This window comes from Paenibacillus allorhizosphaerae (genome assembly GCF_042659105.1).
GTDB classification, from domain to species: Bacteria; Bacillota; Bacilli; order Paenibacillales; family NBRC-103111; genus Paenibacillus_G; species Paenibacillus_G allorhizosphaerae.
The window spans coordinates 856,650-881,723 of record NZ_JBHSRV010000001.1 but is presented as its reverse complement, the minus strand read 5'-3'; the positions used below and the strand labels follow the sequence as shown (position 1 = coordinate 881,723).

Below are 25,074 nucleotides of genomic sequence, written 5' to 3'. Positions count from 1 at the left end.
TCGTTACACCCCAAATATAGCATGATCCGTTTTACCTGTAACCATCCACTTCTAGGTCCTGCGCTCCATCCAATTCAACCGCACAAGGAGCAGTGTGCGTATTTTGCTTGAACGGTCCAGCTCCAGCATTCTGTATCACCAACATTAGCGTTTAAATTATCATGAAGTCCTGTTTCCCTAAAAACTTTGATAATGCAGACGAATCGGCAAGCTACGAATCGGCCGCTTGTTTCCTGTATGTTTTGGGGGACAGGCCGGTCATCTTCTTGAACATTTTGGAGAAGAGCAGCGGATCGCTATAGCCTACCGATCTGGAAATGTCGGCGATCGTCAAATTGGAATTCCTCATAAGTTCCCCGGCCTTATTCATCCGGAACTGGAGAAGGAAGGCTTGCGGCGACAAGCTCAGCTTTTTCTTGAACAGTGCGGACAAATATTTGCGGTCGACGCCGATGTAATCGGCCAGCTCGGCGATGCTGACTTTATGACTGAAATTGATTTCGATATACTCGATCGCTTTGCGCACGTACAGTTCGCTGTAGTTGACGTCCGCCCGGGGTTCCGTTTCTTTGCACGCCGTATCGATCACCTCGGACAGGAAGCGGTAAAGGATACCCTGGTACTTCAGGTCACAGCTTCTTTCCGCTTGCCGCGCCTCCATCAGCTGATCGAAAATCGTTTCGAACCAAGGATTTCCTTCGAAATCCATGACGGGACGGGTCGTGGTCAAATGAGCTCTTTTTAAATACGATTCGGCTTGAAGCCCTTGGAAAGCTATCCACGAGTAGGTCCACGGTTTGTTCTCGTCGGCTTTGTAGTAGGAGATCGCGTGCGGGAACGTAAAGAAGCCTTGACCTTGCCGCAAGCGAAACTCGCTGTCACCCACCTTCAAAATCCCTTCGCCGCTATGTATATAGTGGAATTTGAAGTGATCCCGAATCCCGGGCCCCCAGTCATGACCGGGCTTACAGTCTTCCTTGCCGCAGTAATAAAAGTTCAGATCGATTTGACTTCCAAGCGGATGCGATGAATTGCGGAATCCTTTGCGGGACATGAAGATCGAATGTCTCCTTTCCTGACAAAACGGTTAACCGGAAGGCATGTTCATGACATTATACCATGTTTGTGTTACCTGAAGACATAGGATTTTTAGCGGTGCATGCTACAATCAAGGGGGAAAGCGTATCCCGATTCATCGATATATAAGCGCAAATAGACTAGGAGGATTCGTCCATGAAAAAATACCGTTTCAAAGACTTGCAGGATACGAACGAGGGGCATCTTCTTCAAAGCGTGCTGCCCGGAGCCTACCTATCGAGCGGCGGCCTTGCTTTTGCCTCAAGAGGAGAGCGAAGCCATACGAACGACGGTCCGGAAGGGCGCGATTATCACGTACACAACGATTGCGAAGCTTTCGTCATTATTCAGGGACAAGGCTTCATGGAGCTAAACGGCGAGATGCATCCGGTCCTAACCGGCGATATCGTCGTTGTGGAGCCGGGCGAGGACCATCACCTGCATTCCAGCGAAGAAGATCCTATCGTCACGTTGTGGTGCCACGCAGGCCCGCAGCGCCACAAAAATCAAAGGAGTCCGGAATGAAGACTATACACGCTGCTCGTCACCCAATCACGATCTCCGGAGACAACGAACAATTCCGTTCGACGGTTTCAGCGGAGCGGGTCGCGGAAGGGCTCGAGCTGGTCCGGATCCGCATTGAAGCCGCGCAGGAAGCCGTTCCGCCGGTATACAGCCTTCGCTTTATTCACCCGATCGCCGATATTCACGCCTTCTGGCAGCCGGCGATGAACCGCAACCAAAGCTTTAAAGCGGATTGGATGCGGCCGCTTCGTTCGAACGCGGCGGCTTCCGCTCCCGTAATTACGCTGTATAACGTGAACGGCCGCAACCGGCTGACATTCGCGTTCTCGGACGCATTGAACACGATCCGCTATGCGGCAGGCGTACACGAAGAATCGGCCGAATTCCACTGCTCCGTGGAGCTGTTTACCGAAGCGACGGCGCCGCTTCGCGAATATGAAGCAACGCTGCTGCTGGATACGAGAGACCTTCCGTACTATGAATGCCTCGAAGAAGTGCAGCGCTGGTGGGCCGCCATGCCGGCGTATCGGCCTGCGCCTGTTCCGGAGCCCGCCAGGCGGCCGATGTATTCGACATGGTACAGCATGCATCAGAACGTTACGGCTCAATCCATTGAAGAGCAATGCCGGATTGCAGCGCAGCTCGGTATGGATGCCGTCATCGTCGATGACGGATGGCAGACGGCGGACAATCGCAGAGGGTACGCCTACTGCGGCGACTGGGAAGCGTACGCGGGCAAATTTCCCGATATGAAGCAGCATGTCGCGGCGGTTCACCGACTCGGAATGAAGTTCATATTATGGTATTCCGTACCGTTCATCGGCAAATACAGCAACGCCTGGGAACGGTTCAAAGACCGGATCCTCCGATTCAATGAAAATCACGGTGCGGGCGTGCTCGATCCCAGATATCCCGAAGTGCGCGAGTATATTATCGGCAAATACGAACAGGCCGTCGGCGAGTGGGATCTTGACGGATTCAAGCTCGATTTTATCGATACGTTTTACTCGCCGGACAACCAGCCTGCGGACAGCCGGGAAGGGATGGACTACACATCGGTGCCCGCGGCCGTCGATCGGCTGCTGACCGATGTCATCGGCCGATTGCGAAGCCGCAAGCCGGATATGATGATCGAGTTCCGGCAATCGTATATCGGACCTGCGATGCGCAAATACGGGAACATGTTTCGGGCGGGGGACTGTCCGAACGACAGCATCCAGAACCGGGTCCGTACGCTGGATATTCGCCTGATTGCCGGAAATACGGCGGCTCATGCCGATATGATCATGTGGAACGCGCAGGAACCCGTGGAAAGCGCAGCTTTGCAGCTGGTCAACCTGTTGTTCTCCGTACCGCAAGTTTCCGTTTTGCTGGACCGCCTCCCGGAAGCGCATCGCAACATGCTGCGGTATTGGCTTGCATTTTGGAATGAACACCGCGATGTGCTGCTGGATGGCAAGCTGCAGCCGGAACACCCGGAGCTGCTGTATCCGGTAGTCCGAGCGTACGCCGGGGAAAAGGCGATCCTGGCGACATATCATGATGCGCTGCTGAAGCTAGAACCCGGCCAGTCGGCCGTGACGGAGTGGATTATCGTGAACGGCCGCTTGCAGTCCGGGCTTTATTTGGAAACGGAAGCCCCGCTGAACGATGTTACCATTACGATTCGGGACTGCGTCGGCGAGACGGTGGAAACCTGCCGGATTCATTGGAACGCGGGCATCCATAAGCTGAAGGTGCCGCCGGCCGGTACGGTGAGCCTTCGGATCCATGGATAGCCGCACACCGCGGACTGATGTCATCTTTGCCGGGGCGGAATGCTGAAGATCGAACAAAAACAAATGATTATTCAGCATTCTCCGCCGCCGGTTTAACGATTATGATGATAGGTGGGGAAACTTGTAATCCTTCTTATTTGCCATAACGGAGGGGAGGCGACGGAAAAGTTCGATTGAAGTCCAAGCAAAAAAGAAAGCGCTGTCACTAAACATTTTCATCATTGAAACCGCTGTCACAAGCGCTTTCGATCGCATGCCGTTCCATAGCACAAGTCGCACCATCGTTTCACTGCCATGAAAATAAGCATAGGGGGATCTTACATGAAGAAATCGTCTTTATGGTTCGTATCGTTATGCTGTACCGTTTCATTGGTTGGTTGTAATGCCGCACCCAAAGCGCCTGCAGACGCAAATATCGCTCAAGGAAATGCCGAGCTCAGCAAAGATCCGGTAACGGTCAAAATATTCGCTAGCGGAGGCATGTTCTCCGAAGAAGAATTTGCGCGGTATATTGTCGAGCCGGTCAAGAAGAAGTATCCGCAAATTACGGTGGAGCGATACAACACGTCCTCCAAGCTGCCGGATTTAATAGCCGCCGGCGATATTCCGGATATTGTCGCGAGCTATCCGGGCCCGATGGGCAGCACGCTTGCCGATAATAAAATGATTTTCAATATGGAACCGCTCATGAAGAAGTACAAGTTTGATACCGGACGATTCTCGAATGAAGCGCTGCAGACGCTGAAAATTGCCGGCGGACAAGATTATTTGGCCGGTCTGCCTGCGTATACGAACACATTCGCCCTATTTTACAACAAAGATGTTTTCGATAAATTCGGCATCCCTTATCCGAAGGACGGAATTTACTGGGACGAGGTCGTGGAGATCGCCAAAAAATTCAACCGCCTGGACAACGGCGTCATGTATCGCGGCATATTCCCGGATGGTATCGGAAGGATCCAGCAGCAACTGTCTATTCCTTTCGCCGATTTTAACGCCAATAAATCGCTCCTGAATACGGAGCCGTGGCGCGAAGCGTTCCAAACATGGGGCAGCCTGTTCAAAATGCCGGGATTGACCGAAGGTGACTTTGAGGTGCCGAACGCGGGCAAAAACCAGACCGCCTTTGTGTCCGGCACGCTGGCCATGATTGCCAGCCACAGCAATTTGCTCAATTCGCTCAAGAAGGCGCCCGATCTGAAATGGGATATGGTTACGTACCCTCAGCATCGTAAAGCGCCGGGAATCGGACAGCGTCTGGATTCGCCGATACTGGCGATCACCGAGCAGAGCAAGGCGAAGGATGCCGCTTTCCTTGTGCTCGATACGCTGCTTACCGACGAAGTGCAGGCCGATATGATGAGAAACGGCCGGATGACGGTGCTCAAAGACGACAAGCTGAAATCGGAATTCGGCAAAGGCCTCGAAGAATTCAAAGGAAAAAATTTGAGCGTCATGACCAAACTCAAGTTCGCCGTGATGACGCCGTTCAAATATTTGCCGGACGGAGAAGTCGATAAAGTGCTCTCCAAATCGTTCAATGCATATATCATCGATCAAAAAGATTTGAATACGGCGTTACGCGAAGCCGACGAAGAGATGAATAAGCTGATCCAGGATAAACTGGCGCAAAGAAAGTAAGGGGGTGAACCGGTTGGCGAAACAGATTTGGAACCGAGCGCTGCTGCTTCCCCTTGGTGCTGTCATTATGCTGTCCGGCTGCAGCGGCGGAGGAACCGGGGGCGTGCCGAAACCCGCGAATGAAGGCACAGATGCGCCTAAAGTGGACACGAGTCCCGTGACGGTCAAATTCGCGACAAGCGCGGGGATTTTCAACGACGCCGAGTTTAAACAGTATGTAACGGAACCGCTCGCCAAGAAGCACCCGCATATTACGGTGCAATACATCAATACGTCCGAGAAAGGGTCGGGAATCACGGACTTGGTAGCCGCCGGCAATATTCCGGACATTATCGTCGGCTACGGAGGCACGTTGAAACAGCTTAAAGATTTGACGCTGCTGTCCAATATGGAGCCGCTGATCAAGAAATACAAGCTGGATCTCGGCCGAATCATTCCGGAAACGCTCGAGTATATTAAAGTGAACGGCGATACGGATTATTTGGGCGGACTGCCGGCATTCAACAATACGTTCGGGTTGTTTTACAACAAATCGCTGTTTGACAAGTTCGGCGTTCCGTATCCCAAAGACGGGATGACTTGGGAGGAAGCCGGGGATCTGGGCAAGAAGATTACGCGAAACTACGACGGCATTCAGTACCGCGGCTTCTTCCCGGATAACGTGAACCGGATGATCAACCAGATCGTCCTTTACCAGCTGGACAAAAACGATAAATCGACATTGACGACGGAACCGTGGAAAAACGCTTTCGATCTATGGAACCGTATATACAATTACCCGGGCAATGCCGATGCGCCGTACAATACGATGAATTTCGCCAATAACCAAAGCGCGTTCATTAAAGGTGAACTGGCGATGATTGCCGGCTCCAGCTCGACGCTGCTTGCGCTGCGCAAGGCCCCGGATGTGAACTGGGATGTCGTAACGTATCCGCAGCATAAAGCGGCGATGGGCTACAGCACGAATGTGGATACGCCGAATATGTCCATTACGGAGCAAAGCAAAGTGAAGGATGCGGCGATTCAGGTCATCGAATCGATTCTTTCCGACGAAGTGCAGCTCGCCTTGGCGCGCAATGCGAAGATGTCCATCCTGACAAGCGACAAGGTGAAGCTGGAGTACGCCAAAGGCATTCCCGAATTCGAAGGAAAGACGCTTAATCTGACCAGCATGACGAAGCTAAAGCCGTCCGTTCCGCGCATCTCCAAATATCAGGGAAGCGATACGAACAAAATTGTTCTTGATGCGTACGAGGCCGTGCTCCGAAATGAGAAGGACGTCAACACGGCGCTAAGAGACGCGGATGAGGAATTGAACAAACTCGTCGATTCCAAGAAGAAAAACCAGTAATAACAGGCGATGAAGCGGCACCCGCGACGGTTGACGGCTTCATCGCTTTTATTGTATTTTGATGGTGATGTTACCACTGCACGATATGGAGAGGACGATCGGCGATGCGTCACGATGAGAAGGGATCATACTTACTATTTGCAGGTTCGTATGCGGAAGCGTCCGAAGACGGACTGTATGCCTACACGCTCGACAGGACGAGCGGTGCGCTGACGTTACTGAACCGCTCGGGCGGATATCGCAATCCTTGTTTTCTGGATATCGATCACCGTAACCGCATGCTGTATACGGTTGCGGAACGGACTGCCGCTGGGGAAGAGCCTTGCGCGATTGCGCTTGCATTCTCTTTCGATCCGGCGAGCGGGCATTTGCAGCTGCTGAATGAGGAGAAAACGGTCGGCAGAGCGACTTGCCATATCCAATATAATGCCGCAGGCCGATACGTGGTGGCTACCAGCTTCTCCGGCGGCGCCATCGGCTACTTGCCGGTACTTCCGGACGGGCAGCTCGGATGCATGGGCGATGCGCACCGGCATGAAGGAGCGGGGCCGCATCCGACGCGCCAGGATCGACCGCATCCACATTCCGCCTATACCGATCCGGAGAACCGGTATGTGTATGTGCCGGATCTTGGCATCGATCGGGTGAAAATATATAGACCCGATCCCGTTAGCGGGAAGCTGGAGCCTCATGGCGAAGCGATCGCGCCGCCGGGCTCCGGTCCGCGGCATATGGCGTTCCATCCATCGAAGCCGTATGCGTATGTCATCAACGAACTCGATTCGACGATATCGGCGTACGAGAGAGACGCGGCAAGCGGGGCGCTGCGGCTCATCGATTCCGTAACCACGCTGCCACCAGAGTATGAGGACAGGGAAGCCAATACATGCGCCGAGATTCAAATTACGCCGGACGGCCGGTTCGTTTACGGCTCCAATCGGGGTCACGACAGCATCGCGGCGTTCCGGGTCGAAGACCGGACCGGACGGTTGTCGCCGGTACAGATCGTCTCTTCCATGGGGCGGCGCCCCCGAAATTTTGCGGTTTCGCCCGACGGACGCTATTTGGTAGCGGCTCATCAAGACAGCGCGAACCTCGTCGTGTTTCGCATCGATGAACAGACCGGGATGCTGCTCGATACCGGTCACCGTGCGGAAGCATCCAAAGCCGTCTGTGTCAGGTTCTGGGAGGAAGAAGGCCAGGCCGCAATGTAAATGATGGATTGAAAGCAAGGGCGGTTCCATTGTCAATCCGCCCTTTTCTTTTGCTAGCGATTGCCCCATGCGAATGGGGTCATTTTTTTTGTTTAATAACCAAAAATTACCTTGAAAATATTACCATATCATTGTTTACTAAATGAGGAACGGAAGAATGCAGCGAAGGCGGGTGCATCTTTTGCGGTTGTACATACGGGAATATGAGGCGCAAGATTTTGAACAAGTACTGGTTATATCCCGAACGTTATATGCCCAGCAGCATGGCTCATTTTCGTTGGTCGATCAAATCAATGGAAAGCGAATGATAGCGAAGTATGTGATCGTAGTCGAGCCGTCGGGAATCATTTGCGGCTACGGTTTGCTGGCCGAGCAGTTTCCGCCCGCCGTCAAACTGAGGCTGGAGCTTGTCTTGCGCGGCGAAAGCAACAGACAGGAGCTGCTGCACGAACTATACTCCCGGATGGAATCCGTAATGATGAGGGTTGCGCCGTACGCGGTGGAAACCAGACTATTCCCGGGGAATCAGGATGAAATCCTTTTTTTCAAGAGCAAAGGGTTTGCGGAAAATCACCGTATGGTGAAACGGAAGCTTTACGTTCAACAAGCCCGTTTGAGGGACTACGTTAACGCAGAGCGGGAGCTCGGACAAAAAGGAATTTTCATCAAAACGTTCGCCGAGGAACAGGCTTGTGAACCGGAATGCATGGAGCTTATGAAACGAATTGTCATCGAAACGAATCCCGATTTTCCGAACGAGCTTCCGCCCCGGCAGAGGCAGCCGAATTCGAATACATCGTGGCTCACCCGTCCGGATCTTATTCCGGAAGCGTTTTTTATTGCTGCGTACCAAGGCAAATATATCGGATACTCCTATCTGCTCGAAGGACCGAATCAGGCGTTGATCCAAGGCAATACGGCGATCAGCAAACATTTTAGAAACCTCGGCATCGCGACGGCGCTGAAGATGAAAGGTATCGCTTATGCGAAGAAACATGGAGTGGAGCTCATCTACACTGCCAATCGTTCGACGAACGGGGCCATGGCGCGCGTCAACGAAAAGCTTGGATGGAAGATGTACGAAAGCGAAATACGGATGGAAAAAATATTTAATGTGGAGTGGGGGTAAGATGACAGAGATAATAACACGGTATGAGCGTGAACTTGTTGACGTTGAGAATGATTATCAACTGCAATAAGCTGTTAAAGACGGGCATGTAGCAAGGAGCCAGATATCGCCGCAGTCCCGGCGGTAATGATCCATTGACAATTGAACCAATGCTTGTTAACTTGGATATAAATTACAAATTACGAAAGAGGAGCGGAGCGCTAAACGGCTGCAGCTCCTTTTTCAGTTCATGCGATAAGACGCTAATATAGCAATGAAAATGGTACATCTATAAAAAAGGAAATTGGAGCTTTTGTACAAACCATGTTCGTGATAATTTACTTTTATCTGCGATATGGGGGGATATACATGCTCGAAGATATTACGTTAGTCGGATCAACCGTCGAATTGGTTCCGCTGGAGCGATCGCATACGGATGAGCTTTTTCAAGCGGGGAATCATCAAGCCATTTGGACGTATTTACCCAAACGAATCAGCGTTCTAAAAGATATGATGCATTGGGTCGATGAAGCGCTGGCCGGGAAAAGAAGCAGGACAGAGCTGCCTTTTGCCGTCATGCACCGTCAGATGAACAAGATTGTAGGCAGTACGCGGTTTCTAAACATTTCCGAACCGAATAAAAATCTCGAGATCGGATGGACCTGGTATTCTCCCGAAGTTTGGAGATCCGGGGTCAATACGGATTGCAAATATATGCTGCTAACATATTGTTTTGAGCAATTAGGCTATGTCAGAGTTCAATTTAAAGCCGACATCCGCAACGAAAGGTCGAACAACGCGATTCGAAGGATTGGTGCAACGCACGAGGGCATTTTGCGAAAAGATCGGATTTTACCGGACGGGTATATTAGAAACTCCAATATATATAGTATTACCGCGGACGAATGGCCGGAAGTGAAAAATCGGTTTGAGACGAAGCTGCTGAGAGGGATGCACGACTAACTCATGAATCGATAAAGCCGCTGCGTCAAAAATCTAATGGGGGTATAAGAGTGAAACCGATTTCCGCCGACGAAGCGCGAGCGCTGGGGATCGATACGATGCATCATCAGATGGATAACGGGGAAAGACGGTTTCGGATGGTCAGCTCCGACGGCAGCTCTTACATTCGCACGGAAGCTTCTGGCGCGAGCGGATGGCAGAACAGCCATTACCATCAAGACGTCACCGAGTTGTATGTCGTGCAGAGCGGATGGTTGGTGTATGCGAAACTGTCCGTAAACGGCGAGTTGACGTTACAACACATGACGCAGGGGGATGCCCTTATCGTCAAGCCGCTTACGCATCACAACATATACATGTCCGCGTTCACCGTTACCCATGTTGTCAAATACGGGGGCGGCAGTGTCAAGACGGACTGGTTCCCTTCGCCCGAGCTGGACAAATTGACCAAACATATTTCCGAATCGGAGTTGGTTCGAAGGAACCATGACGTATAGGCCCAAAAAAGAAACAGACGATCCGGACATCGGAATCGCCTGCTTCAATAGAAGGTTTCGTCGAATCGATTCGATCGAAAACCGGGTTACTGCGGCATGTAGCCTTGAGGAGGCATCGTCGCGTTCGGCGCTTGATTGGAAGGCTGATATGTATGCAGGAACGTTTTGGCCGTATGATCGTTCATCGTCGGCACTTGATATTGGCCCAGCTGATTCATCATCATGAACACTTCGTACGCTTGCTCTGCGCACAGATTAGCGCCTTGCATCAGCATTTGTCTGACGTTCGGATCGGCGCACTCCAAGGCTGCTGCCATGTGGAGCTTGGCCGAGCTTTTATGGCAGGAAAGCATGGAGCGCAAAATTTGGTTGTCGTTCATTGTTCCTTGCATCACAGGCGCTACGGGAGCGGGCTGGCGCAGGCCGTACTGGACTTGGTTCGGATTCAAGCCCATCGGGTTACCGTAAGATTGTGCAGGCTGACCTTGCGGGGCAGCGTTATAATCATGCGTATAGGCGACCAACTGGTCATATGAGCGCATCGCCGTATTCAAATGATGATCAATCATGTTTCGCAGCTGACGGTTTTGCGTCATTTGGGCATATAAGTGAAAGTGATCGATCAGGTTCAGTTTTTCATTCAAAATTTCGTGGACTTCCATCGTTTCGTGTGCGCCGAAAGGCATAATAGCAGCTCCTTTTTTCATTCATCTGGTCGGATTTTTCATCCCATAGGTTACTTTTTCCAATTGGTGAAAATATTATGCATACAAAAAAGGAGACAAAGACCGAAATGAAGGAACCGAGAGTTCACGAGCTGATCACGCTCAAAACGATCGCAGAAGCGTTGAATCAATCGAATGAGCTTTCGCCGATGCTGAATACGGTTCTGGAAAAGCTGCTCGCGCTGACCGGTCTTACGGCGGGATGGATTTTTTTGTACGATAAAGAAATGGTCCATTTGATCCAAGGCCGAAGCGGCAATCCGGTGTACGCGTGCGTGGCCGATTACGGCCTTCCCCCGGCTTTGCAGCATAGCGACAAGCAGCCGATGCGCTGCGGAAGCTGCTGGTGTCTCGACCGGTTCCGCAGCGGGCGGCTTCATAACGCCGTCAATATATTGAATTGCAAACGGCTGGAGAACGCGGTGGAATATCAATGGGGCGATACGATGGGCATCACGCATCATGCTACCGTGCCGCTGCAGACAGGGGACCGCAAAATCGGCATTCTCAATGTGGCCGCGCCGGGGAAATCGCATTTCACGGACGAGGAGCTGGCGCTGCTGCAATCGGTGGCGTTTCAAATCGGCGGCGCCATCGAACGGATGCGCCTCTATGCAGGAGAACTGCGCCGGGCCGATCTGTTCGCGCGGCTCGGCGAATTCAGCCGCTCGCTGAGCGCCTCGGCAAGCGACGCTACCGCCGCGAGCTCGAGCCGGCTGTTCGAACGCGCGGCGGCGCTGATCGGCGCGCATTTCGATTGGCCGGTCGCGGCGATCTTCGAGCCGGCCGGGGCTGATTTCGTGCTGCGCGCCGTCTGCTCGGACGGCCGCACATCGGTACCGAACGCGCGATTGCCGAGGGACGCTGCAGGCTGGCTCGGCAGCGCGGCGCACGCGCGCAGGTTCATCTCCGCCGCAGGCGACGAGCCGGCGGCGCTCACGGGCCGCGGCGAGCTGCGGCAGTCGCTGCCGCAGCTGTCGGCTGCGCTGGCCGCTCCGGTGCCGTTTGCGGGTTATCGCGCTGCCGGCGTGCTCGTCGTCGGCGATGACAATGCGAGCGAGCTGCACCGTGTCGACGGCGAAGTGCTGGAGGCGATAGGGGAGCAGCTCGCCGCTGCCGTAGAGGGCGCCCGTCTTGAGGAGAACCGACGCGAGCTGGCCCGATTGGAAGAACGCAATCGTCTGGCCCGCGATCTGCACGATTCCGTATCCCAGATGCTGTTCTCGATCTCCATGACGGCCAAAGGCGTCGAAAGCTTGCTGAACGGCCGTACCCCCGATCTGGGTTTGTCCCGCTCGGCGGTCAAGGAGATGCAGTCGCTTTCGCACCATGCGTTAAAGGAAATGCGTTCGTTAATTATGCAGCTTCGTCCGCAAGGACTCGAAGGAGGGCTGGTGACGGCGCTCCGAGCATACGGCGAGAAGCTGAATTTGAATGTGCATGCGCAGCTTGGCGGCGTCAGGGAGCTTCCTTCCTCCGTGGAGGATGCACTGTGGCGCATCGGGCAGGAAGCGCTTAACAACATTTGCAAGCATGCGGGCACCGGCGAAGCCGAGATCGCGCTGGAGCTGTCGCCAAATGAAGCCGTATTGCGCGTATCCGACCGGGGACGCGGTATCGCCAAGCGTCGGGCTTCGGCGAACCGCGGGGCCATCGGGCTCTTGACGATGCGGGAGCGCGCCGAAGCGCTCGGCGGCCGGTTCACGCTCACGAGCGCGTACCGGAAGGGGACGACAGTGGAAGTTTCCATACCGCTTTCCCCCCCAAACTATTCCAGTTGAGGTGAAGGTTTACATGGCGATCAAACTGCTGCTGGCGGACGATCATGCGATGGTGCGCAGAGGCCTGCAAGTGTTTCTGGCGACGCAATCCGAGATCGAGCTAATCGGCGAAGCGGCGAGCGGGCAGGAAGCGCTTGAGAAAGCAGAAGCTTTGCAGCCCGATATCATATTAATGGATTTGAAAATGCCCGTTCTGAGCGGCATCGAAGCGACCAAACGGCTCAAGCAGTCGCATCCGAACATTAAAGTCATCGTGCTTACTTCGTTCTCCGACCAGGATCATGTGCTTCCCGCCATCCGCGCCGGAGCCAGAGGCTATTTGCTGAAGGACATCGAGCCGGAGGAATTGGTCCGAGCCGTACGGCGGGTACACCAAGGGCAGGTGGAACTGCATCCCGAAGCGGCCGGACTGCTGATGAGCATGGTCGCTGAACCGGATTCGGTGCATCACGATGCTTCCACTTCATCCGGCAGCGGTGTCGAGCCGCTGGAAACGTTGACCCCGCGAGAGCGCGAGGTGCTGAGGCTCATAGCGCAGGGCAAGAGCAATAAAGAAATCGGCGAAACGCTGTTTATTACCGAAAAAACGGTCAAAACGCATGTCAGCCATTTGCTCGACAAGCTGGGCTTGACCGACCGTACGCAGGCTGCGATTTTGGCCGTCAAACAGGGCCTTAGCGAGTAATTTGTCCGAATATCAGTCGAAAGTCGTAGAAACGTTCAGCCTCTGGTTGAACGTTTTTTGCGCTGCAAAATCATTCCTTTCGCCGACGTGCGCTAACGCACGATGCGTTACGATAAATGCACGTACCAAGAACATCTCGATAACAGAAAGGATTGATTTTCATGAACATCGTAATCATCGCAGGCAGCAACCGCAAAGCATCCACCGGCACGAGGCTGACGGAATATGCGGAACGTGTCATGAGACAAGCGGGACATCACGTGACCTTGTTCGATTTATATCGAACGCCGCTTCCCTTTTATTCCCCGGACGATTCGCATGAGGAGCATGCAGGCTTGAAACAACTGAAACAATTGCTCAAAGCCGCCGATGCCGTCGTTCTCGCCACACCGGAATACCACGGGAGTGTATCGGGCGTATTGAAAAACGCGCTCGATCATCTCGGATCGGAACATTTCGGCGGCAAGCCGGTGCTTTCCGTCAGTTCCTCCGGCGGTGCGGTCGGCGTAAGCTCGCTCCAGCAGATGCAGGCGATTGTCCGTAATTTGCACGGGATCAACTGCCCGGAATGGATCTCCATCGGGGGATCGCAGCGCCGCTTCTTCGAGGCGGGACAGGACAGCTACGAGGTGGGGCAAGAAATCGACGACCGCATTCATCGCGTGCTGCGATCGTTTCTCGAGCTCACTGCACTTCTTCGGGGCAAAGGCAATCCCGGTTCCCCTGCCCCCTTATGATGCGATAAAAAAAGGGAACAGCCATCTTGGTGAAGAGCGAAAAGTCGTGAACGTCGTGATTACGCATTTTGCGGAATTGGAGTTAAATACGGTGTCTATCGAAGGAGTCAAACAAGTTTATCGCAATCAGCTCGGATTTCCGGTCGTAGACGAATCCGGCGGCTTCATCCGTTTTCAGCCGACGCCACATGTTACACTGACGTTTCGGGAGGTGTATGAACCGATTTCTCCGGCGCACATCGCCTTTGAGGTGCCGTACTCGCAATTCGACGCGGTCGTCCGCGTCATTCGGAATCAAATGCTTCTCATTGCCCGATGGGCCGACGGCAGGGAGGTCCATTCGTTCGAGGGCGGCAAAAACATTTATTTTCGCGATGGTGACGGCCATTTGCTGGAAATCATCTCCCATTCGTACATTCGGGAAGACGTGCTTGCTCCCCATGGCGCTTTGAACGTTATATATTTGCGGGAAGTCGGGTTTCCCGCAGATGATGTGACCGGCTTCCGCGAGTGGCTCAAGAGCACATTGCATTTAAGGACAAAAGAAGAATCGGACACCTTCAATTTTGTCGTTGGCGGAACGGCACATGCAATCGTATCGTCCGTGGGCAGAAAAGAATGCAATATTAGAACGATGAAGGTGAAGGGGCGACCTTACCCCGGCGGCTGTTCGCGTTCCATCAACTGCTTCAGCTTCGATTCCGTCGGGGAATCGGGCGCCGGCGTATAAATGCTGCAGCGCAAGTCGGTATTGCCGTGAACTTGCAGCGACGTAAGCTGGAACAGCATTTTCCCCGCTTTGGCATGACGAAATTCAAGCAAAACTTCAGGAGCGGAGCTTACCTTGCTGTCTTCCCACAGCCGGTTGAAATCAGAGTGAACTCCGCCCATTTCCTCAAGAAATCCCTCGTACCATTCATCCTCGACATATTGTCCGTAATAGGCGCGGAAGATCGCAAGAAACCCGCTGGCGAAATGCTCCCAATTGACAGCAAGCCGCTGGATTTCCTTCCTTGTAAACAGCAGCCGGATCATGTTGCGCTCCTCAGGCGGAATTTGATCGAAATCGAGAAAAACATGGGCTGCCGCCTTGTTCCAGCCAACGATTTGACAGCGACGGTCGGATATGATTGTCGGACAAAACTTGAGTTCTTGCAATATTTTGGCTAACGACGGACTGATCTGAGGCTGTTCCTCTTTCGAGATGCCGGTACCGGGGCTTGTCTCCATTGCCAAGGCGTACAAATATTTACGTTCATCTACCGTAAGCTGCAAAGCGGTGGCGATGCAATCCAGAACGGATACCGATACCCGGATGTCCCGACCTTGCTCAAGCCATGTATACCAGGTAGGGCTTACCCCAGCCAATTGGGCGACTTCTTCCCTACGAAGACCCGGCGTTCTGCGGCGAGTTCCTTCGGGCAAGCCGACGGATTGGGGGAGCACTTTGGCGCGCTGCGCCTTCAAAAAAGCGGATAATGCCTGGAGACGCGTCTGGTGATTCATATCCTCGCATCCTTTCCATCGCCGATATCGTAGTATTCATTATACTATGATAAACTACAACTTGTAATAGGATAACGAATATGACATGATGATTTCCATAACGAGTTTCAGAGGAGGAAATACGTATGGAACGGGTAGTGATTACAGGCATGGGCATTATTTCGCCGCTCGGAAATGATACAGCGGCGTTTTGGTCCGGCTTGATTCGGGGAGAATCAGGCATTTCGCTGATCGATACGTTCGATACGTCGAAGCATAAATCCAAAATCGCCGGGCTGGTCCGCGATTTTGACGCCGATGCGCGATTCGGACGCAAAGAAGCGCGTCGGATGGACCGGTTTTGCCAATACGCCGTTGCCGCCGCGGAACAGGCGATGGACGACGCCGGGCTTTTGCAAGCGGAGGTAAATCGGGAACGGATGGGCGTGTACGTCGGATCCGGCATCGGCGGGATACAGACTTTGCTTGAGCAGCATTCGGTGCTGCGCGATCGCGGCCCTGACCGGGTCAGTCCTACGCTCGTGCCGATGATGATATCCAATATGGCCGCAGCGATGATCAGCATGAGGTTCAGCGCGTACGGGCCGACCTTATCGCCGGTAACGGCATGCTCTATCGGCAATACGGCGATCGGGGAGGCGATGCGGCTTATTCGCTACGGCGGGGCCGATGTCATCTTGGCCGGCGGGGCGGAGGCGGCGTTAACGGACATTTCGTTAGCCAGCTTCGGCAACGCGACCGCCTTATCGACGAGAAACGAGGAGCCTACCCGGGCAAGCCGCCCGTTTGACGCACACCGTGACGGCTTTGTGATGGCGGAAGGGGCAGGCATTCTCGTGCTGGAATCGCTGTCCCATGCAAAGCGCAGAAACGCCAAGATTTACGCGGAAGTGATCGGATACGGGGCAAGTTCGGACGCCTATCATATCGTTGCCACCCATCCGGAAGGTTTCGGCGCTTACTTGGCCATGAAATCCGCACTGACGGAGGCCGGCATTCAGCCGCATGAAGTCGATGTCATCAGCGCGCACGCGACAAGCACCGATGTCGGGGACAAGTCGGAGACGCTTGCCGTCAAGAAGCTGTTCGGCGAGCATGCCTACGGCATTCCCGTGACAGCGAATAAGTCGATGACGGGACATATGCTGGGGGCGTCCGGCGGAGCTGAAGCGATCGCGCTTGTCAAAAGCTTGCAGGAAGGCATCATACCACCAACGATCAACCTGGAGGAAGCGGATTCGGATTGCGATCTGGACTATGTGCCGAATAAAGCCCGGTATTCCGATGTGCAGATCGGCATATCCAATTCATTTGGTTTTGGCGGGCATAATGCAGTTATCGTCTTGAAAAAATATAACGAATGAGACTCGGTACGGAACGAATGGATGAAAACAGGCTTCTCGCTGATGTAAAGCGAGAAGCCTGTTTTGTTATAAGGGAAGTTTGGCGCTAGGAAGGCCGCCGCGGATAGGCTTTGCTATTTCAGAATGATTCTTGATTTATAATGATTCTAATATTATACTTAATCTAAATATTAAAATGGAGGTGCGACATCATGACGAGAAAAGGACAGCTTACCGTCCAACGTAAAGCAATCTTTGACGTTGTAATGGATAGCCCGGATCATCCAAGCGCCGCCGACATTATCGACCGTTTGAAAGAACGGGGCTACAGCTTTGCTTACGGAACGATCTATAACTCCTTGCGTTACTTGACCGATGCCGGCCTCATTCGCGAATTGAAGCTGGAAGGCGACGCCAGCCGTTACGATGCGCGGGTTGAGGATCATCAGCATATCGTGTGCCGCGTCTGCGGCAAAGTCGAAGAAGTGTTCACGACGCTCTCGCCGGAATGGCTGCGGGCGGTGGCGGAAGAAACCGGTTTTACCGTTGAGGAAGAACATATATTGTTCAAAGGAGTGTGCCCGGCATGCAAAGAACGGAACAAGTAAGTGTTGATTCTGTATCGAGCGACACGCTGCCTTACGGCGAGTTTTGCGAGACGACAAACCGCATCGTCATTGTAAGCCCGTACCCGTCGGCATTGACGGAGTTGATTCAGGAGCTGACCTTGGGCTGCTATGATGTTCTTGTGTTCCGCCATCTTAATTCGCTGTCCTTATCGAAGCTTTCGCCCGATCTGGTCATCTTCGATTTGACAAAAGACCATGGGGCGGCTCTGGACGCGATAGCCGTCCCGCAAGGAGCCCCGTCTTTGTTTCTTGTAGACGGGAACGGCGCCGGAGCGAACCGGGAGCAAACGATGCAGTGGCCGTCACGGCGCGCGCAATTTTTACCGCGTATTCAGTCGATGCTGAGAGCGCAGGCGGGACAACGGACACCGGAGAAGGAAGCCGGCGAATGGAGCTTCAAAGATCTGCGGCTCGATTTGAAGCGATTGACATGCTTCATCGGCTTGAACCGCGTTGACTTGACCAAAACGGAGTTCGATCTGCTGCTCGCGATCATCGAAGCGGAAGGAGCCGTCCTTTCCCGGCAATCTTTGATGGACCGCATTTGGGGAGAAAATTACTTTGGCGGCAGCAACACGATCGACGTTCATATGAAGAGCTTGCGCCATAAATTGAATGACAATCCGAAACAACCGAAATATATCGCGACCGTGCGCGGGATAGGCTACCGCTTAGCCGACGCGTAATCTAGTGCATTTAGATAAACAAACGATATAGCATAGCTTCATGAAATCTTCATTATTCCTTCACTCGGTCTTCATGAACCACTCGGAAGGCCGTGTTATTCTATATTCAGAGTTTAGAACTAGTCTAAATATAAAATAGAAGGAAGGAGCGATGCAGTCTATGTACGATGTAATCATTATCGGGGGTGGTCCTGCAGGCGCTTCAGCCGCGGTGTATACCGCAAGAGGGCAGCTGACCACCTTGGTTCTGGATAAAGCCCCGAACGCCGGCGCGCTTGCTTTGACGCATAAAATCGCGAATTATCCCGGCGTTCGCGAAGAGCTGACCGGAACGCAGCTGCTCGAACGTATCCGTGACCAGGGGCGCAGCTATGGCGCCGAGTTCAAACATACGACCATTACGGCAGTCGACCTTGAAGGGGAGACGAAATACGTCTTTACGGCGGACGGCATGTTCGAAGCCAGAGCGGTTATCGTCGCGACCGGCTCGAAAGGCCGCAACCGGATGCTTCCGGGGGAAGAGCGGCTGCTTGGCAAAGGTGTCAGCACGTGCACGACATGCGACGGCGCGTTTTATGCGGGCAAAGCAGTGGCCGTCATCGGCGACTCGGAGGAGGCGCTGGATGAAGTGCTCGCCTTAAGCCGTATTGTTTCAAAAATTAATTTCATTATTCCGCGTTCCGAACTGCAGGGAGTGCGGACCATTCCGGAGCTGGCGAACTCGGAAGTCCGATTCCGGACGCGGCCTCTGGAAATTATCGGCGAAGACCGGGTGCAAGGATTGCGCATCAAAACGGCTTCAGGCGAAGAAGAAATTGTCGATGTCGACGGCGTATTCATCTTCTTGTCGGGAAGCAAACCGGGAACCGATCTCCTGGAAGGGCAAGTACCGCTGGATTCCGAAGGGTATATGGTACTGGACGAATTGATGCAGTCCGTGGTTCCAGGTGTATTCGGAGCCGGCGAAGTACGCCGCACGCCGGTAAAGCAAGCCGTCGTTGCCGCAGCGGATGGCGCCATAGCCGCGATGGCGGCAGATAAATTCATTCATCGCCGGGAGCATGCGATCCCGCAATATAAATAACGAAGGAGAGCATCCATATGTCTAACGTAAAAACGCAAGCCATCGTTTACTCCAGCACCACGTGCACGTATTGCGCGCAGCTGAAAAAATATTTGACCGAGCAAAATGTAACGTTCGAAGAAAGAAACATCGATACGAACGAAGCGCATGCCGACGAACTGCGCGCTCTCGGAATGAGTTCGGTTCCGGTTACCGTCATCGGCGAAATGACCATTTTGGGCTTGAATCCGACACGCATTAAGAAAGCGTTGGCCGTTTAACTCATATTACATGAATCCAAGGAGGAACATATTATGACAACTACAGCAGCAGCGGAAATCGTAAAGATAGGGCTTCAAGCGCCAAGCTTCAGCTTGCCGTCGACCAAAAACTTGCAGACGTTTGAAGAAAACGTGTCGCTGGAGGATTACCGCGGCCGATGGCTGATTTTATTTTTCTGGCCGTATGACTTTACTTATGTTTGCCCGACAGAGATCATTGCATTCAGCGATCATTACGACGCGTTCCAGGACCTGGACTGCGACATTATAGGCGCGTCTGTGGACAGCGTGTATACGCACCGCGCATGGATCCAAACGCCAAGAGACCAGCAAGGCATCGGTGCCATCCGCTATCCGATCGTTTCCGACTTTAAGAAAGAAACCGCCGCGAAATACGGCATACTGGACGAAGCGACCGGAGCGGCGCACCGCGGACTGTTCATCATCGATCCGGATGGGATCGTACGCTACCAAGTAGTGACCGATATGAACGTCGGCCGCAGTGTGGACGAAACGCTTCGCATTCTTCAAGCGCTGCAAGCGGGCGGATTATGCCCGGCCAACTGGAAACCCGGCGAGAAAACATTAGGCTAATAGGTTTGGAACGGAGAGTCCCTGTATGCTGTATGCAGCGGGGGCTCCTTTTTTTCGCGCGAAGAAGGAAAAAAGCCATGGGTATGGAATATAATTGCGGTAGTTGCTTGATTCTAAATGCAATTGTCAAACCAGAGACTTCACAGGAAAGGACTACAAATATGAATGCGTTTGAAACCAATTTGAGCAAATATGCGGAGCTGCTCATTCGGGTGGGCGTCAATATTCAGCCCGGTCAGGTGCTGTTTATCGAATCGCCGATTGAAACGGTTGCACTTACCCGACTGCTCGTTCAAAAAGCGTATGAAGCCGGAGCCAAATATGTGCAAGTGCAGTGGGACGATGAAGGGGTCACCCGCGCCAGGTATGAATATGCTCCGGGCGATTCTTTTACATATTATCCCGAATGGACGGCTCGAATGATGGAGCAGTTGGCGGAAGAGGGCGGAGCGCTTCTCAATATAAAAGTACCGAATCCGGATTTGTTCCAGGGAATCGATTCGGCCAAAGTGGCGACGGCAACGAAAGCGATGGCTTTGGCAAGGCAAAAGTACCAGGCTTATGTAAGAAACAATAACTTTAGCTGGTGTCTGGTCAAGGCGCCGACTGAAGCGTGGGCGGCGAAAGTATTTCCCGAACTGCCGAAAGAAGAACGCATCGCCACCATGTGGGATACGATTTTTCAGATGAACCGGGTGTATGCAAATGATCCCGTGGCCGCGTGGCGAGACCATATTCGCAAGCTGAAAGACGTTCAGAACGTGTTAAACGGCAAAAAGTATAAACGGCTTCATTATAAAGCGCCGGGTACCGATTTAAGCGTCGAGCTTCCGGAAGGGCATCTATGGCTCGGAGGCGGCGATACGAATGAGCGCGGCGTATACTTTGTGGCGAATATGCCGACCGAAGAAGTGTATACAATGCCGCATCGCGAGGGAGTCAATGGAACGGTGACAAGTACGATGCCGCTCAACCTGAACGGGAGACTCGTCGATAAGTTCTCGCTGACGTTCAGCCAAGGAAGAGTGGTGGATTATACAGCTGAGATTGGAAAAGAGCACTTGAAGTCGTTGCTGGACACCGACGAGGGAGCCAAATATTTGGGAGAGATTGCCCTGGTGCCGCACAATTCGCCGATCTCCAATATGAAGCGCATTTTTTACAATACGGGCGTTGATGAGAATGCTTCCTGCCATTTCGCTGTAGGCAGCGCTTATCCGGTGAATTTGACAAATGGGACAAAGATGAGCAAAGAGCAGCTCGTAGCGCGCGGCGCCAATGTAAGCTTGACACATGCCGACTTCATGGTCGGATCGGCCGAACTGGATATTGACGGAGAGCTGGCGGACGGCACGCTTGAACCGGTATTTCGCAAAGGAAACTGGGCTTTATAGCGGCGAGTTTGTAATGATAACCTGCACTATGCTGAAATAGTTCCCGGTCGGCCGTGGCATACTATAACCGTTCCTCATTCAAACCTTCATACCCTATACACCAGGAGGTCCTTCAAATGGCGAAAGGCAAAAGTATGAAGCAAAAAATGCAGTCGATGGCTGCAGAAGCGAATAACGCGGCCGAAAGCAAGGCATTTACGAGACCGACCTATCATAAAGACAAGCACGAACCGAATCGTCCGTCTATTTAAATCGTTAGTAAGTTCGAATCTAGTTTTTAAACATGGAGCTGTCTCTTATCTCATTACGAGAAGAAGAGGCGGCTTCTAGTTTTGTTATGCTATACTTTTCATAGGTTTGCCTGCGTCGGGAGGGAGTCAATATCGCCCGTAGCGTGATGCATGTAAAAAGATGAAAAGAGGGAGTGTTGCGATTTGAAGCTGTTGTTCATCTATTTGCTTGGAATGAATATGGCGGTATTTTTCCTGATGGGTCACGATAAATCCAAAGCGAGACAGGGAAGACGTAGAGTCCCGGAAAGAAGACTGTTTGGGTTGTCCGCTGCCGGCGGTGCGCTCGGAGCCTGGATCGGTATGCGCGTGTGGCGGCATAAAACGAAACATACATCGTTTCAGCTAGGCATACCGGCGCTTCTGCTATTCAATGCTGCCGCGGTTTATGCGCTCATTAGATACGTGCTGCCGCTTACATAATAGATTTGTAGACAAGGACGCCTTCAATCCACCGATCTAAGGGGAAGAAGGCGTCTTTTTCGTATGGGTTCATGTCTTTTCTTTGTGTCTTCAGCCTATAATCCACATGACGATCAACAGTAAGAAACCGGCGGCGACGGTCAGGTTGTCCCGAAGTTCAAACGAAATCGGCTTTACCGCATACGCAGAGGTTGTTTTAGTCTTATAGCCTCTAGCTTCAAGCGCGAATGCCAAGTCTTCCGCATGCTTCATCATTGAGAGCAGCAGAGGAATGAAGAACAATCGCACATCCCGCAGCCGAATCGTCCCGGGCTTGATATACGCTTTTCCCCGCGCCGTTACAATAAGGGACAGCCGCTCGATTTCCATGTTCAGCATCGTCACAAAACGCATCATAAGCGTGGCGGCGAACGTAACGAGCCTCGCCGGAAACTTAAATCGCTCTAGCGGATGCAAAGCTTGCTCCAAGGCGGTTTGCATCTGCTGCTCGCCTGTCGTCGCCATCAGCAGCAGTCCGAGCGCCATAATGAGCAGGTAACGCAGCAGCAGCTTGACCGTAACGAGTGCGGGACCGGCTTCAAACCCGAGTTGAAGCGGGCTCAGCTCGATACGCAAACCGGATAGCAGGCTGGAGATGACGATAAAAATGACAAAGAATCGTACGGCTTTGCCGCCGATAATCCGGTAGGAGTTGCCGGAAGCCGCCGCGATGATGGCGCATAGCGCTGCGGCCGCAGCGATGCCAGTCCAATGATGCTGCATCAGTACCCCCGCGGACAAGGATATGTAGCAAATCCATTTGGCAATCGGATGCAGCCGGTCGATGAACGATTCGGCACGTTTGTCATCCGTACCCCCCTTGTGGGTGGGTAGTCTTTCCGCTTCGGCGGCCCCGGTCTCGGGCCACGCCGTCGATGCCATGTCCGCGTCGAGTAGTTGGTAAGCCGAAGCCGCCGCGGTTTCCGCTCTTTCCGCAGCACTCGCCGCCGCGGCGGACAAGACAGCATTCGCTGCAGCATGGGGCGATGTGGAGGCAGCGAACGGCACCGCTTCCGCTGAGCGCAGCCGCTCTATGATGGCGGCAGCCGCTTCTTCCGGCGTCAGCGCACAGCTGCCGACGGGAAAGCCATGCGCTCGCAGCGCCGCAGTCAGCCGTACTTGCTCCGGCCAGCCCACCTCGGCGCGGGCCAGCAGCTCCGGCGCATCGCAGCACTGCTGCGGCGTAAGATCCGCGGCCATCGCGCCGGCCTTCAACAAGATGACGCGATCGGCGATCGGCAAGAACGTCTCCAGGTCGTGGCTGGCGACGATAACGCCGCCTCCCGCGGCGCTATGGGCTTGCAGCAGCCGGAGAAGCGGCTGAATGCCCTTCGAGTCCATTCCCGAAGTCGGTTCATCCAGCAGCAGCCATTGCGGCTTGCCGATGACGGTCGCGGCGAAGGCGACTTTTCGCTTGGTGCCCTCCGAAAGCGATAAAACCGGCTCATCCAGAATGGACAGAGGAAGATTCACCGACTGCAGCGCTTCCGCTGTCGCCCGTTCCTTGTCCTGCTTGGACCACCGCAAAGGGCGCAGGGAATAGGCCAGCTCCTTGCGGACATTTTCCGCGAACAGCTGGCGTTCCGGATACTGAAAGGCGATGCCGACGGATGCACAGGCTTGCGGATGAATCCGCTGCTTCTCCGTCCACAGCGGGATATCCCCGTACCGTATGCCGCCTTGTGCCATCGGAATGAGTCCGGCTAAAGTATGAAGTAACGTGCTTTTGCCCGAGCCGCTTCGTCCAGCCAGCAAGGTAATGGTGCCGGCCTCAAAAGACGTGTCGATGCTATGCAGCAGCGGACGATCCGGCGCATGGTGCTGTGGCGGGTACACGGTCACGCCGTCCATACGGATCATCATAATGCGCCCACCGCCTTGCTTAGCTCATCGGGTGAAACCGGGAGCGGCCGGAGGGCATACCCCGATGCCAGCAGCACACGGGCCGTTTGCACCGTGAACGGCGGGACGAAGCCTAATCGATCGCAAGGATTTGGCGCCGATCTATCCCACGAAGCCTCATCGCCATAAAAGAACGACTGCTTGCTCCCGTCGAACACGATGGTCCCTTCTTCCATGCCGATGACTCGGTCGCACCAGGCGAGCTCGTCGAGCAGCTGCGTAATCCAGACGATCGTCCGTCCTTGCCGATGAAGCTCTCGCACAACGTGGAGTACGCTTTGGCGCGATAGCGGGTCAAGCATCGATGTGGATTCGTCGAATACGTACACCGAAGGGTTTAACGCCAAACACCCGGCAATATTCAGCAGCTGCTTTTGTCCACCGGACAGCGTAGCCGTGCGATCGTACTTGCGCCCGTCCAGTCCGACGCGCCGGAGCGCGTCCATAGCGCGCAGCTCGATCCTTTCCTGCGGTATGCCGAAATTTTCCAGACCGAAGCATATATCCTCGTACACCGTTTCGCGTACGATTTGCGTTTCCGGATTTTGAAACACAAGCTGGACAGCCGGGCTGCTTTCCGCATGGCAGATCATATGACCGCTGCTAGGTCGTATCAATCCGGCGATCACCTTTGCAAGCGTGCTCTTGCCGCAACCGTTAGATCCGACGATGGCAATCCATTCCCCTGATTCAATGGATAAACGAATGGAGAGAAGCGCCGATTTCGTTTGATCTTCCGCCCCGTACGTAACCGCAATGTCGTTTAAATCGATCATGGGATCACAAAATGAGTTCATTTGAAATATACTCTTTTCTAAATCAGGTTCGTTGTGATAAAATGT

The 25,074-nt window shown here is 53.5% G+C and carries 26 protein-coding genes; 21 read left to right on the top strand and 5 right to left on the bottom strand.

Annotated features, from left to right (window positions below):
- Positions 1–211: 211 nt before the first annotated feature.
- Entirely contained in the window at positions 212–1,054 is an 843-nt protein-coding gene (locus ACFQI7_RS03710; RefSeq protein ID WP_218097417.1) for an AraC family transcriptional regulator, read from the bottom strand.
- A 179-nt stretch (positions 1,055–1,233) separates the two neighbouring features.
- Between ACFQI7_RS03710 and ACFQI7_RS03705 the strand changes: the two genes are divergently transcribed.
- The 8 genes from ACFQI7_RS03705 (at position 1,234) to ACFQI7_RS03670 (ending at position 10,154) form a co-directional block, all read left to right on the top strand.
- Complete coding sequence (locus ACFQI7_RS03705; protein ID WP_218097418.1) at positions 1,234–1,602, top strand: cupin domain-containing protein; 369 nt, start codon at positions 1,234–1,236, stop codon at positions 1,600–1,602.
- Complete coding sequence (locus tag ACFQI7_RS03700) at positions 1,599–3,380, top strand: glycoside hydrolase family 36 protein (protein ID WP_218097419.1); 1,782 nt, start codon at positions 1,599–1,601, stop codon at positions 3,378–3,380. The genes ACFQI7_RS03705 and ACFQI7_RS03700 overlap by 4 nt, the downstream gene beginning before the upstream one ends.
- 321 nt (positions 3,381–3,701) lie before the next feature.
- Positions 3,702–5,021 (top strand): ABC transporter substrate-binding protein, encoded by a 1,320-nt coding sequence (locus ACFQI7_RS03695; RefSeq protein ID WP_218097420.1) that lies wholly within the window; start codon positions 3,702–3,704, stop codon positions 5,019–5,021.
- A gap of 13 nt (positions 5,022–5,034) precedes the next feature.
- Positions 5,035–6,372, top strand: a complete 1,338-nt coding sequence (locus tag ACFQI7_RS03690) for an ABC transporter substrate-binding protein (protein ID WP_218097421.1) — start codon at positions 5,035–5,037, stop codon at positions 6,370–6,372.
- A gap of 104 nt (positions 6,373–6,476) precedes the next feature.
- Positions 6,477–7,586 (top strand): lactonase family protein, encoded by a 1,110-nt coding sequence (locus tag ACFQI7_RS03685; protein WP_218097422.1) that lies wholly within the window; start codon positions 6,477–6,479, stop codon positions 7,584–7,586.
- A 157-nt stretch (positions 7,587–7,743) separates the two neighbouring features.
- A complete protein-coding gene (locus tag ACFQI7_RS03680; RefSeq protein ID WP_218097423.1) occupies positions 7,744–8,715 on the top strand; it encodes a GNAT family N-acetyltransferase in 972 nt (323 codons plus the stop codon).
- 348 nt (positions 8,716–9,063) lie between these two features.
- Positions 9,064–9,657 carry a GNAT family N-acetyltransferase gene (locus tag ACFQI7_RS03675; RefSeq protein WP_218097424.1) on the top strand — a complete coding sequence of 198 codons (594 nt, stop codon included), beginning with the start codon at positions 9,064–9,066 and terminating at the stop codon, positions 9,655–9,657.
- Positions 9,658–9,707: 50 nt separating this feature from the next.
- Positions 9,708–10,154, top strand: coding sequence for a hypothetical protein (locus tag ACFQI7_RS03670; RefSeq protein ID WP_218097425.1), 447 nt, complete (start codon positions 9,708–9,710; stop codon positions 10,152–10,154).
- A gap of 86 nt (positions 10,155–10,240) precedes the next feature.
- Here the strand turns inward: ACFQI7_RS03670 and ACFQI7_RS03665 are convergent, their stop codons facing one another.
- Positions 10,241–10,840, bottom strand: a complete 600-nt coding sequence (locus ACFQI7_RS03665) for a spore coat protein (protein ID WP_218097426.1) — start codon at positions 10,838–10,840, stop codon at positions 10,241–10,243.
- A 107-nt stretch (positions 10,841–10,947) separates the two neighbouring features.
- Here ACFQI7_RS03665 and ACFQI7_RS03660 point away from each other — a divergent pair, with 107 nt between their 5' ends.
- From ACFQI7_RS03660 to ACFQI7_RS03645, 4 genes are all read left to right on the top strand, one after another.
- Complete coding sequence (locus ACFQI7_RS03660; protein ID WP_218097427.1) at positions 10,948–12,660, top strand: GAF domain-containing sensor histidine kinase; 1,713 nt, start codon at positions 10,948–10,950, stop codon at positions 12,658–12,660.
- Positions 12,661–12,673: 13 nt separating this feature from the next.
- The gene (locus ACFQI7_RS03655) at positions 12,674–13,345 is read left to right on the top strand and encodes a response regulator (protein WP_218097428.1); all 672 of its coding nucleotides are present in this window, start codon (positions 12,674–12,676) and stop codon (positions 13,343–13,345) included.
- 161 nt (positions 13,346–13,506) lie between these two features.
- On the top strand, positions 13,507–14,082 hold the full coding sequence (locus ACFQI7_RS03650) for an NADPH-dependent FMN reductase (protein WP_218097429.1): 576 nt from the start codon (positions 13,507–13,509) through the stop codon (positions 14,080–14,082).
- 46 nt (positions 14,083–14,128) lie between these two features.
- A complete protein-coding gene (locus ACFQI7_RS03645) occupies positions 14,129–14,812 on the top strand; it encodes a VOC family protein (protein ID WP_218097430.1) in 684 nt (227 codons plus the stop codon).
- Here the strand turns inward: ACFQI7_RS03645 and ACFQI7_RS03640 are convergent.
- Positions 14,737–15,588 (bottom strand): helix-turn-helix transcriptional regulator, encoded by an 852-nt coding sequence (locus ACFQI7_RS03640; RefSeq protein WP_218097431.1) that lies wholly within the window; start codon positions 15,586–15,588, stop codon positions 14,737–14,739. The two genes, ACFQI7_RS03645 and ACFQI7_RS03640, sit on opposite strands and share 76 nt — an antisense overlap.
- Positions 15,589–15,713: 125 nt before the next feature.
- Between ACFQI7_RS03640 and fabF the strand changes: the two genes are divergently transcribed.
- The 9 genes from fabF to ACFQI7_RS03595 all read left to right on the top strand — a co-directional run bounded on the left by fabF (position 15,714) and on the right by ACFQI7_RS03595 (position 22,291).
- A complete protein-coding gene (gene fabF, locus ACFQI7_RS03635; protein ID WP_218097432.1) occupies positions 15,714–16,952 on the top strand; it encodes a beta-ketoacyl-ACP synthase II in 1,239 nt (412 codons plus the stop codon).
- A gap of 191 nt (positions 16,953–17,143) precedes the next feature.
- Positions 17,144–17,539 carry a Fur family transcriptional regulator gene (locus ACFQI7_RS03630; protein WP_218097433.1) on the top strand — a complete coding sequence of 132 codons (396 nt, stop codon included), beginning with the start codon at positions 17,144–17,146 and terminating at the stop codon, positions 17,537–17,539.
- Positions 17,518–18,246 carry a winged helix-turn-helix transcriptional regulator gene (locus tag ACFQI7_RS03625; protein WP_218097434.1) on the top strand — a complete coding sequence of 243 codons (729 nt, stop codon included), beginning with the start codon at positions 17,518–17,520 and terminating at the stop codon, positions 18,244–18,246. Before ACFQI7_RS03630 ends, ACFQI7_RS03625 begins: the two co-directional genes overlap by 22 nt.
- 151 nt (positions 18,247–18,397) lie before the next feature.
- Positions 18,398–19,330, top strand: coding sequence for an NAD(P)/FAD-dependent oxidoreductase (locus ACFQI7_RS03620; protein WP_377516622.1), 933 nt, complete (start codon positions 18,398–18,400; stop codon positions 19,328–19,330).
- Between the two features lie 17 nt (positions 19,331–19,347).
- On the top strand, positions 19,348–19,590 hold the full coding sequence (locus tag ACFQI7_RS03615) for a glutaredoxin family protein (protein WP_218097436.1): 243 nt from the start codon (positions 19,348–19,350) through the stop codon (positions 19,588–19,590).
- 33 nt (positions 19,591–19,623) lie between these two features.
- Positions 19,624–20,184, top strand: a complete 561-nt coding sequence (locus ACFQI7_RS03610; protein WP_218097437.1) for a peroxiredoxin — start codon at positions 19,624–19,626, stop codon at positions 20,182–20,184.
- A gap of 161 nt (positions 20,185–20,345) precedes the next feature.
- Positions 20,346–21,578 (top strand): aminopeptidase, encoded by a 1,233-nt coding sequence (locus tag ACFQI7_RS03605; RefSeq protein ID WP_218097438.1) that lies wholly within the window; start codon positions 20,346–20,348, stop codon positions 21,576–21,578.
- A gap of 116 nt (positions 21,579–21,694) precedes the next feature.
- On the top strand, positions 21,695–21,829 hold the full coding sequence (locus tag ACFQI7_RS03600; protein ID WP_268966807.1) for a hypothetical protein: 135 nt from the start codon (positions 21,695–21,697) through the stop codon (positions 21,827–21,829).
- Between the two features lie 183 nt (positions 21,830–22,012).
- A complete protein-coding gene (locus ACFQI7_RS03595) occupies positions 22,013–22,291 on the top strand; it encodes a DUF1294 domain-containing protein (protein ID WP_218097439.1) in 279 nt (92 codons plus the stop codon).
- Positions 22,292–22,381: 90 nt separating this feature from the next.
- Here ACFQI7_RS03595 and ACFQI7_RS03590 read toward each other — a convergent pair whose 3' ends face one another.
- Complete coding sequence (locus ACFQI7_RS03590) at positions 22,382–24,193, bottom strand: ATP-binding cassette domain-containing protein (protein ID WP_218097440.1); 1,812 nt, start codon at positions 24,191–24,193, stop codon at positions 22,382–22,384.
- Complete coding sequence (locus ACFQI7_RS03585) at positions 24,190–25,029, bottom strand: energy-coupling factor ABC transporter ATP-binding protein (RefSeq protein WP_218097441.1); 840 nt, start codon at positions 25,027–25,029, stop codon at positions 24,190–24,192. Before ACFQI7_RS03585 ends, ACFQI7_RS03590 begins: the two co-directional genes overlap by 4 nt.
- Positions 25,030–25,074 lie beyond the last annotated feature (45 nt).

Bases quoted from the DNA above. Each gene is read 5' to 3' on its own strand.
- ACFQI7_RS03710 (WP_218097417.1), bottom strand. From the start codon at position 1,054: ATGTCCCGCAAAGGATTCCGCAATTCATCGCATCCGCTTGGAAGTCAA.
- ACFQI7_RS03705 (WP_218097418.1), top strand. From the start codon at position 1,234: ATGAAAAAATACCGTTTCAAAGACTTGCAGGATACGAACGAGGGGCAT.
- ACFQI7_RS03700 (WP_218097419.1), top strand. From the start codon at position 1,599: ATGAAGACTATACACGCTGCTCGTCACCCAATCACGATCTCCGGAGAC.
- ACFQI7_RS03695 (WP_218097420.1), top strand. From the start codon at position 3,702: ATGAAGAAATCGTCTTTATGGTTCGTATCGTTATGCTGTACCGTTTCA.
- ACFQI7_RS03685 (WP_218097422.1), top strand. From the start codon at position 6,477: ATGCGTCACGATGAGAAGGGATCATACTTACTATTTGCAGGTTCGTAT.
- ACFQI7_RS03680 (WP_218097423.1), top strand. From the start codon at position 7,744: ATGCAGCGAAGGCGGGTGCATCTTTTGCGGTTGTACATACGGGAATAT.
- ACFQI7_RS03675 (WP_218097424.1), top strand. From the start codon at position 9,064: ATGCTCGAAGATATTACGTTAGTCGGATCAACCGTCGAATTGGTTCCG.
- ACFQI7_RS03665 (WP_218097426.1), bottom strand. From the start codon at position 10,840: ATGCCTTTCGGCGCACACGAAACGATGGAAGTCCACGAAATTTTGAAT.
- ACFQI7_RS03660 (WP_218097427.1), top strand. From the start codon at position 10,948: ATGAAGGAACCGAGAGTTCACGAGCTGATCACGCTCAAAACGATCGCA.
- ACFQI7_RS03655 (WP_218097428.1), top strand. From the start codon at position 12,674: ATGGCGATCAAACTGCTGCTGGCGGACGATCATGCGATGGTGCGCAGA.
- ACFQI7_RS03650 (WP_218097429.1), top strand. From the start codon at position 13,507: ATGAACATCGTAATCATCGCAGGCAGCAACCGCAAAGCATCCACCGGC.
- ACFQI7_RS03640 (WP_218097431.1), bottom strand. From the start codon at position 15,588: ATGAATCACCAGACGCGTCTCCAGGCATTATCCGCTTTTTTGAAGGCG.
- fabF (WP_218097432.1), top strand. From the start codon at position 15,714: ATGGAACGGGTAGTGATTACAGGCATGGGCATTATTTCGCCGCTCGGA.
- ACFQI7_RS03630 (WP_218097433.1), top strand. From the start codon at position 17,144: ATGACGAGAAAAGGACAGCTTACCGTCCAACGTAAAGCAATCTTTGAC.
- ACFQI7_RS03625 (WP_218097434.1), top strand. From the start codon at position 17,518: ATGCAAAGAACGGAACAAGTAAGTGTTGATTCTGTATCGAGCGACACG.
- ACFQI7_RS03620 (WP_377516622.1), top strand. From the start codon at position 18,398: ATGCAGTCTATGTACGATGTAATCATTATCGGGGGTGGTCCTGCAGGC.
- ACFQI7_RS03615 (WP_218097436.1), top strand. From the start codon at position 19,348: ATGTCTAACGTAAAAACGCAAGCCATCGTTTACTCCAGCACCACGTGC.
- ACFQI7_RS03610 (WP_218097437.1), top strand. From the start codon at position 19,624: ATGACAACTACAGCAGCAGCGGAAATCGTAAAGATAGGGCTTCAAGCG.
- ACFQI7_RS03605 (WP_218097438.1), top strand. From the start codon at position 20,346: ATGAATGCGTTTGAAACCAATTTGAGCAAATATGCGGAGCTGCTCATT.
- ACFQI7_RS03600 (WP_268966807.1), top strand. From the start codon at position 21,695: ATGGCGAAAGGCAAAAGTATGAAGCAAAAAATGCAGTCGATGGCTGCA.
- ACFQI7_RS03590 (WP_218097440.1), bottom strand. From the start codon at position 24,193: ATGATGATCCGTATGGACGGCGTGACCGTGTACCCGCCACAGCACCAT.
- ACFQI7_RS03585 (WP_218097441.1), bottom strand. From the start codon at position 25,029: ATGAACTCATTTTGTGATCCCATGATCGATTTAAACGACATTGCGGTT.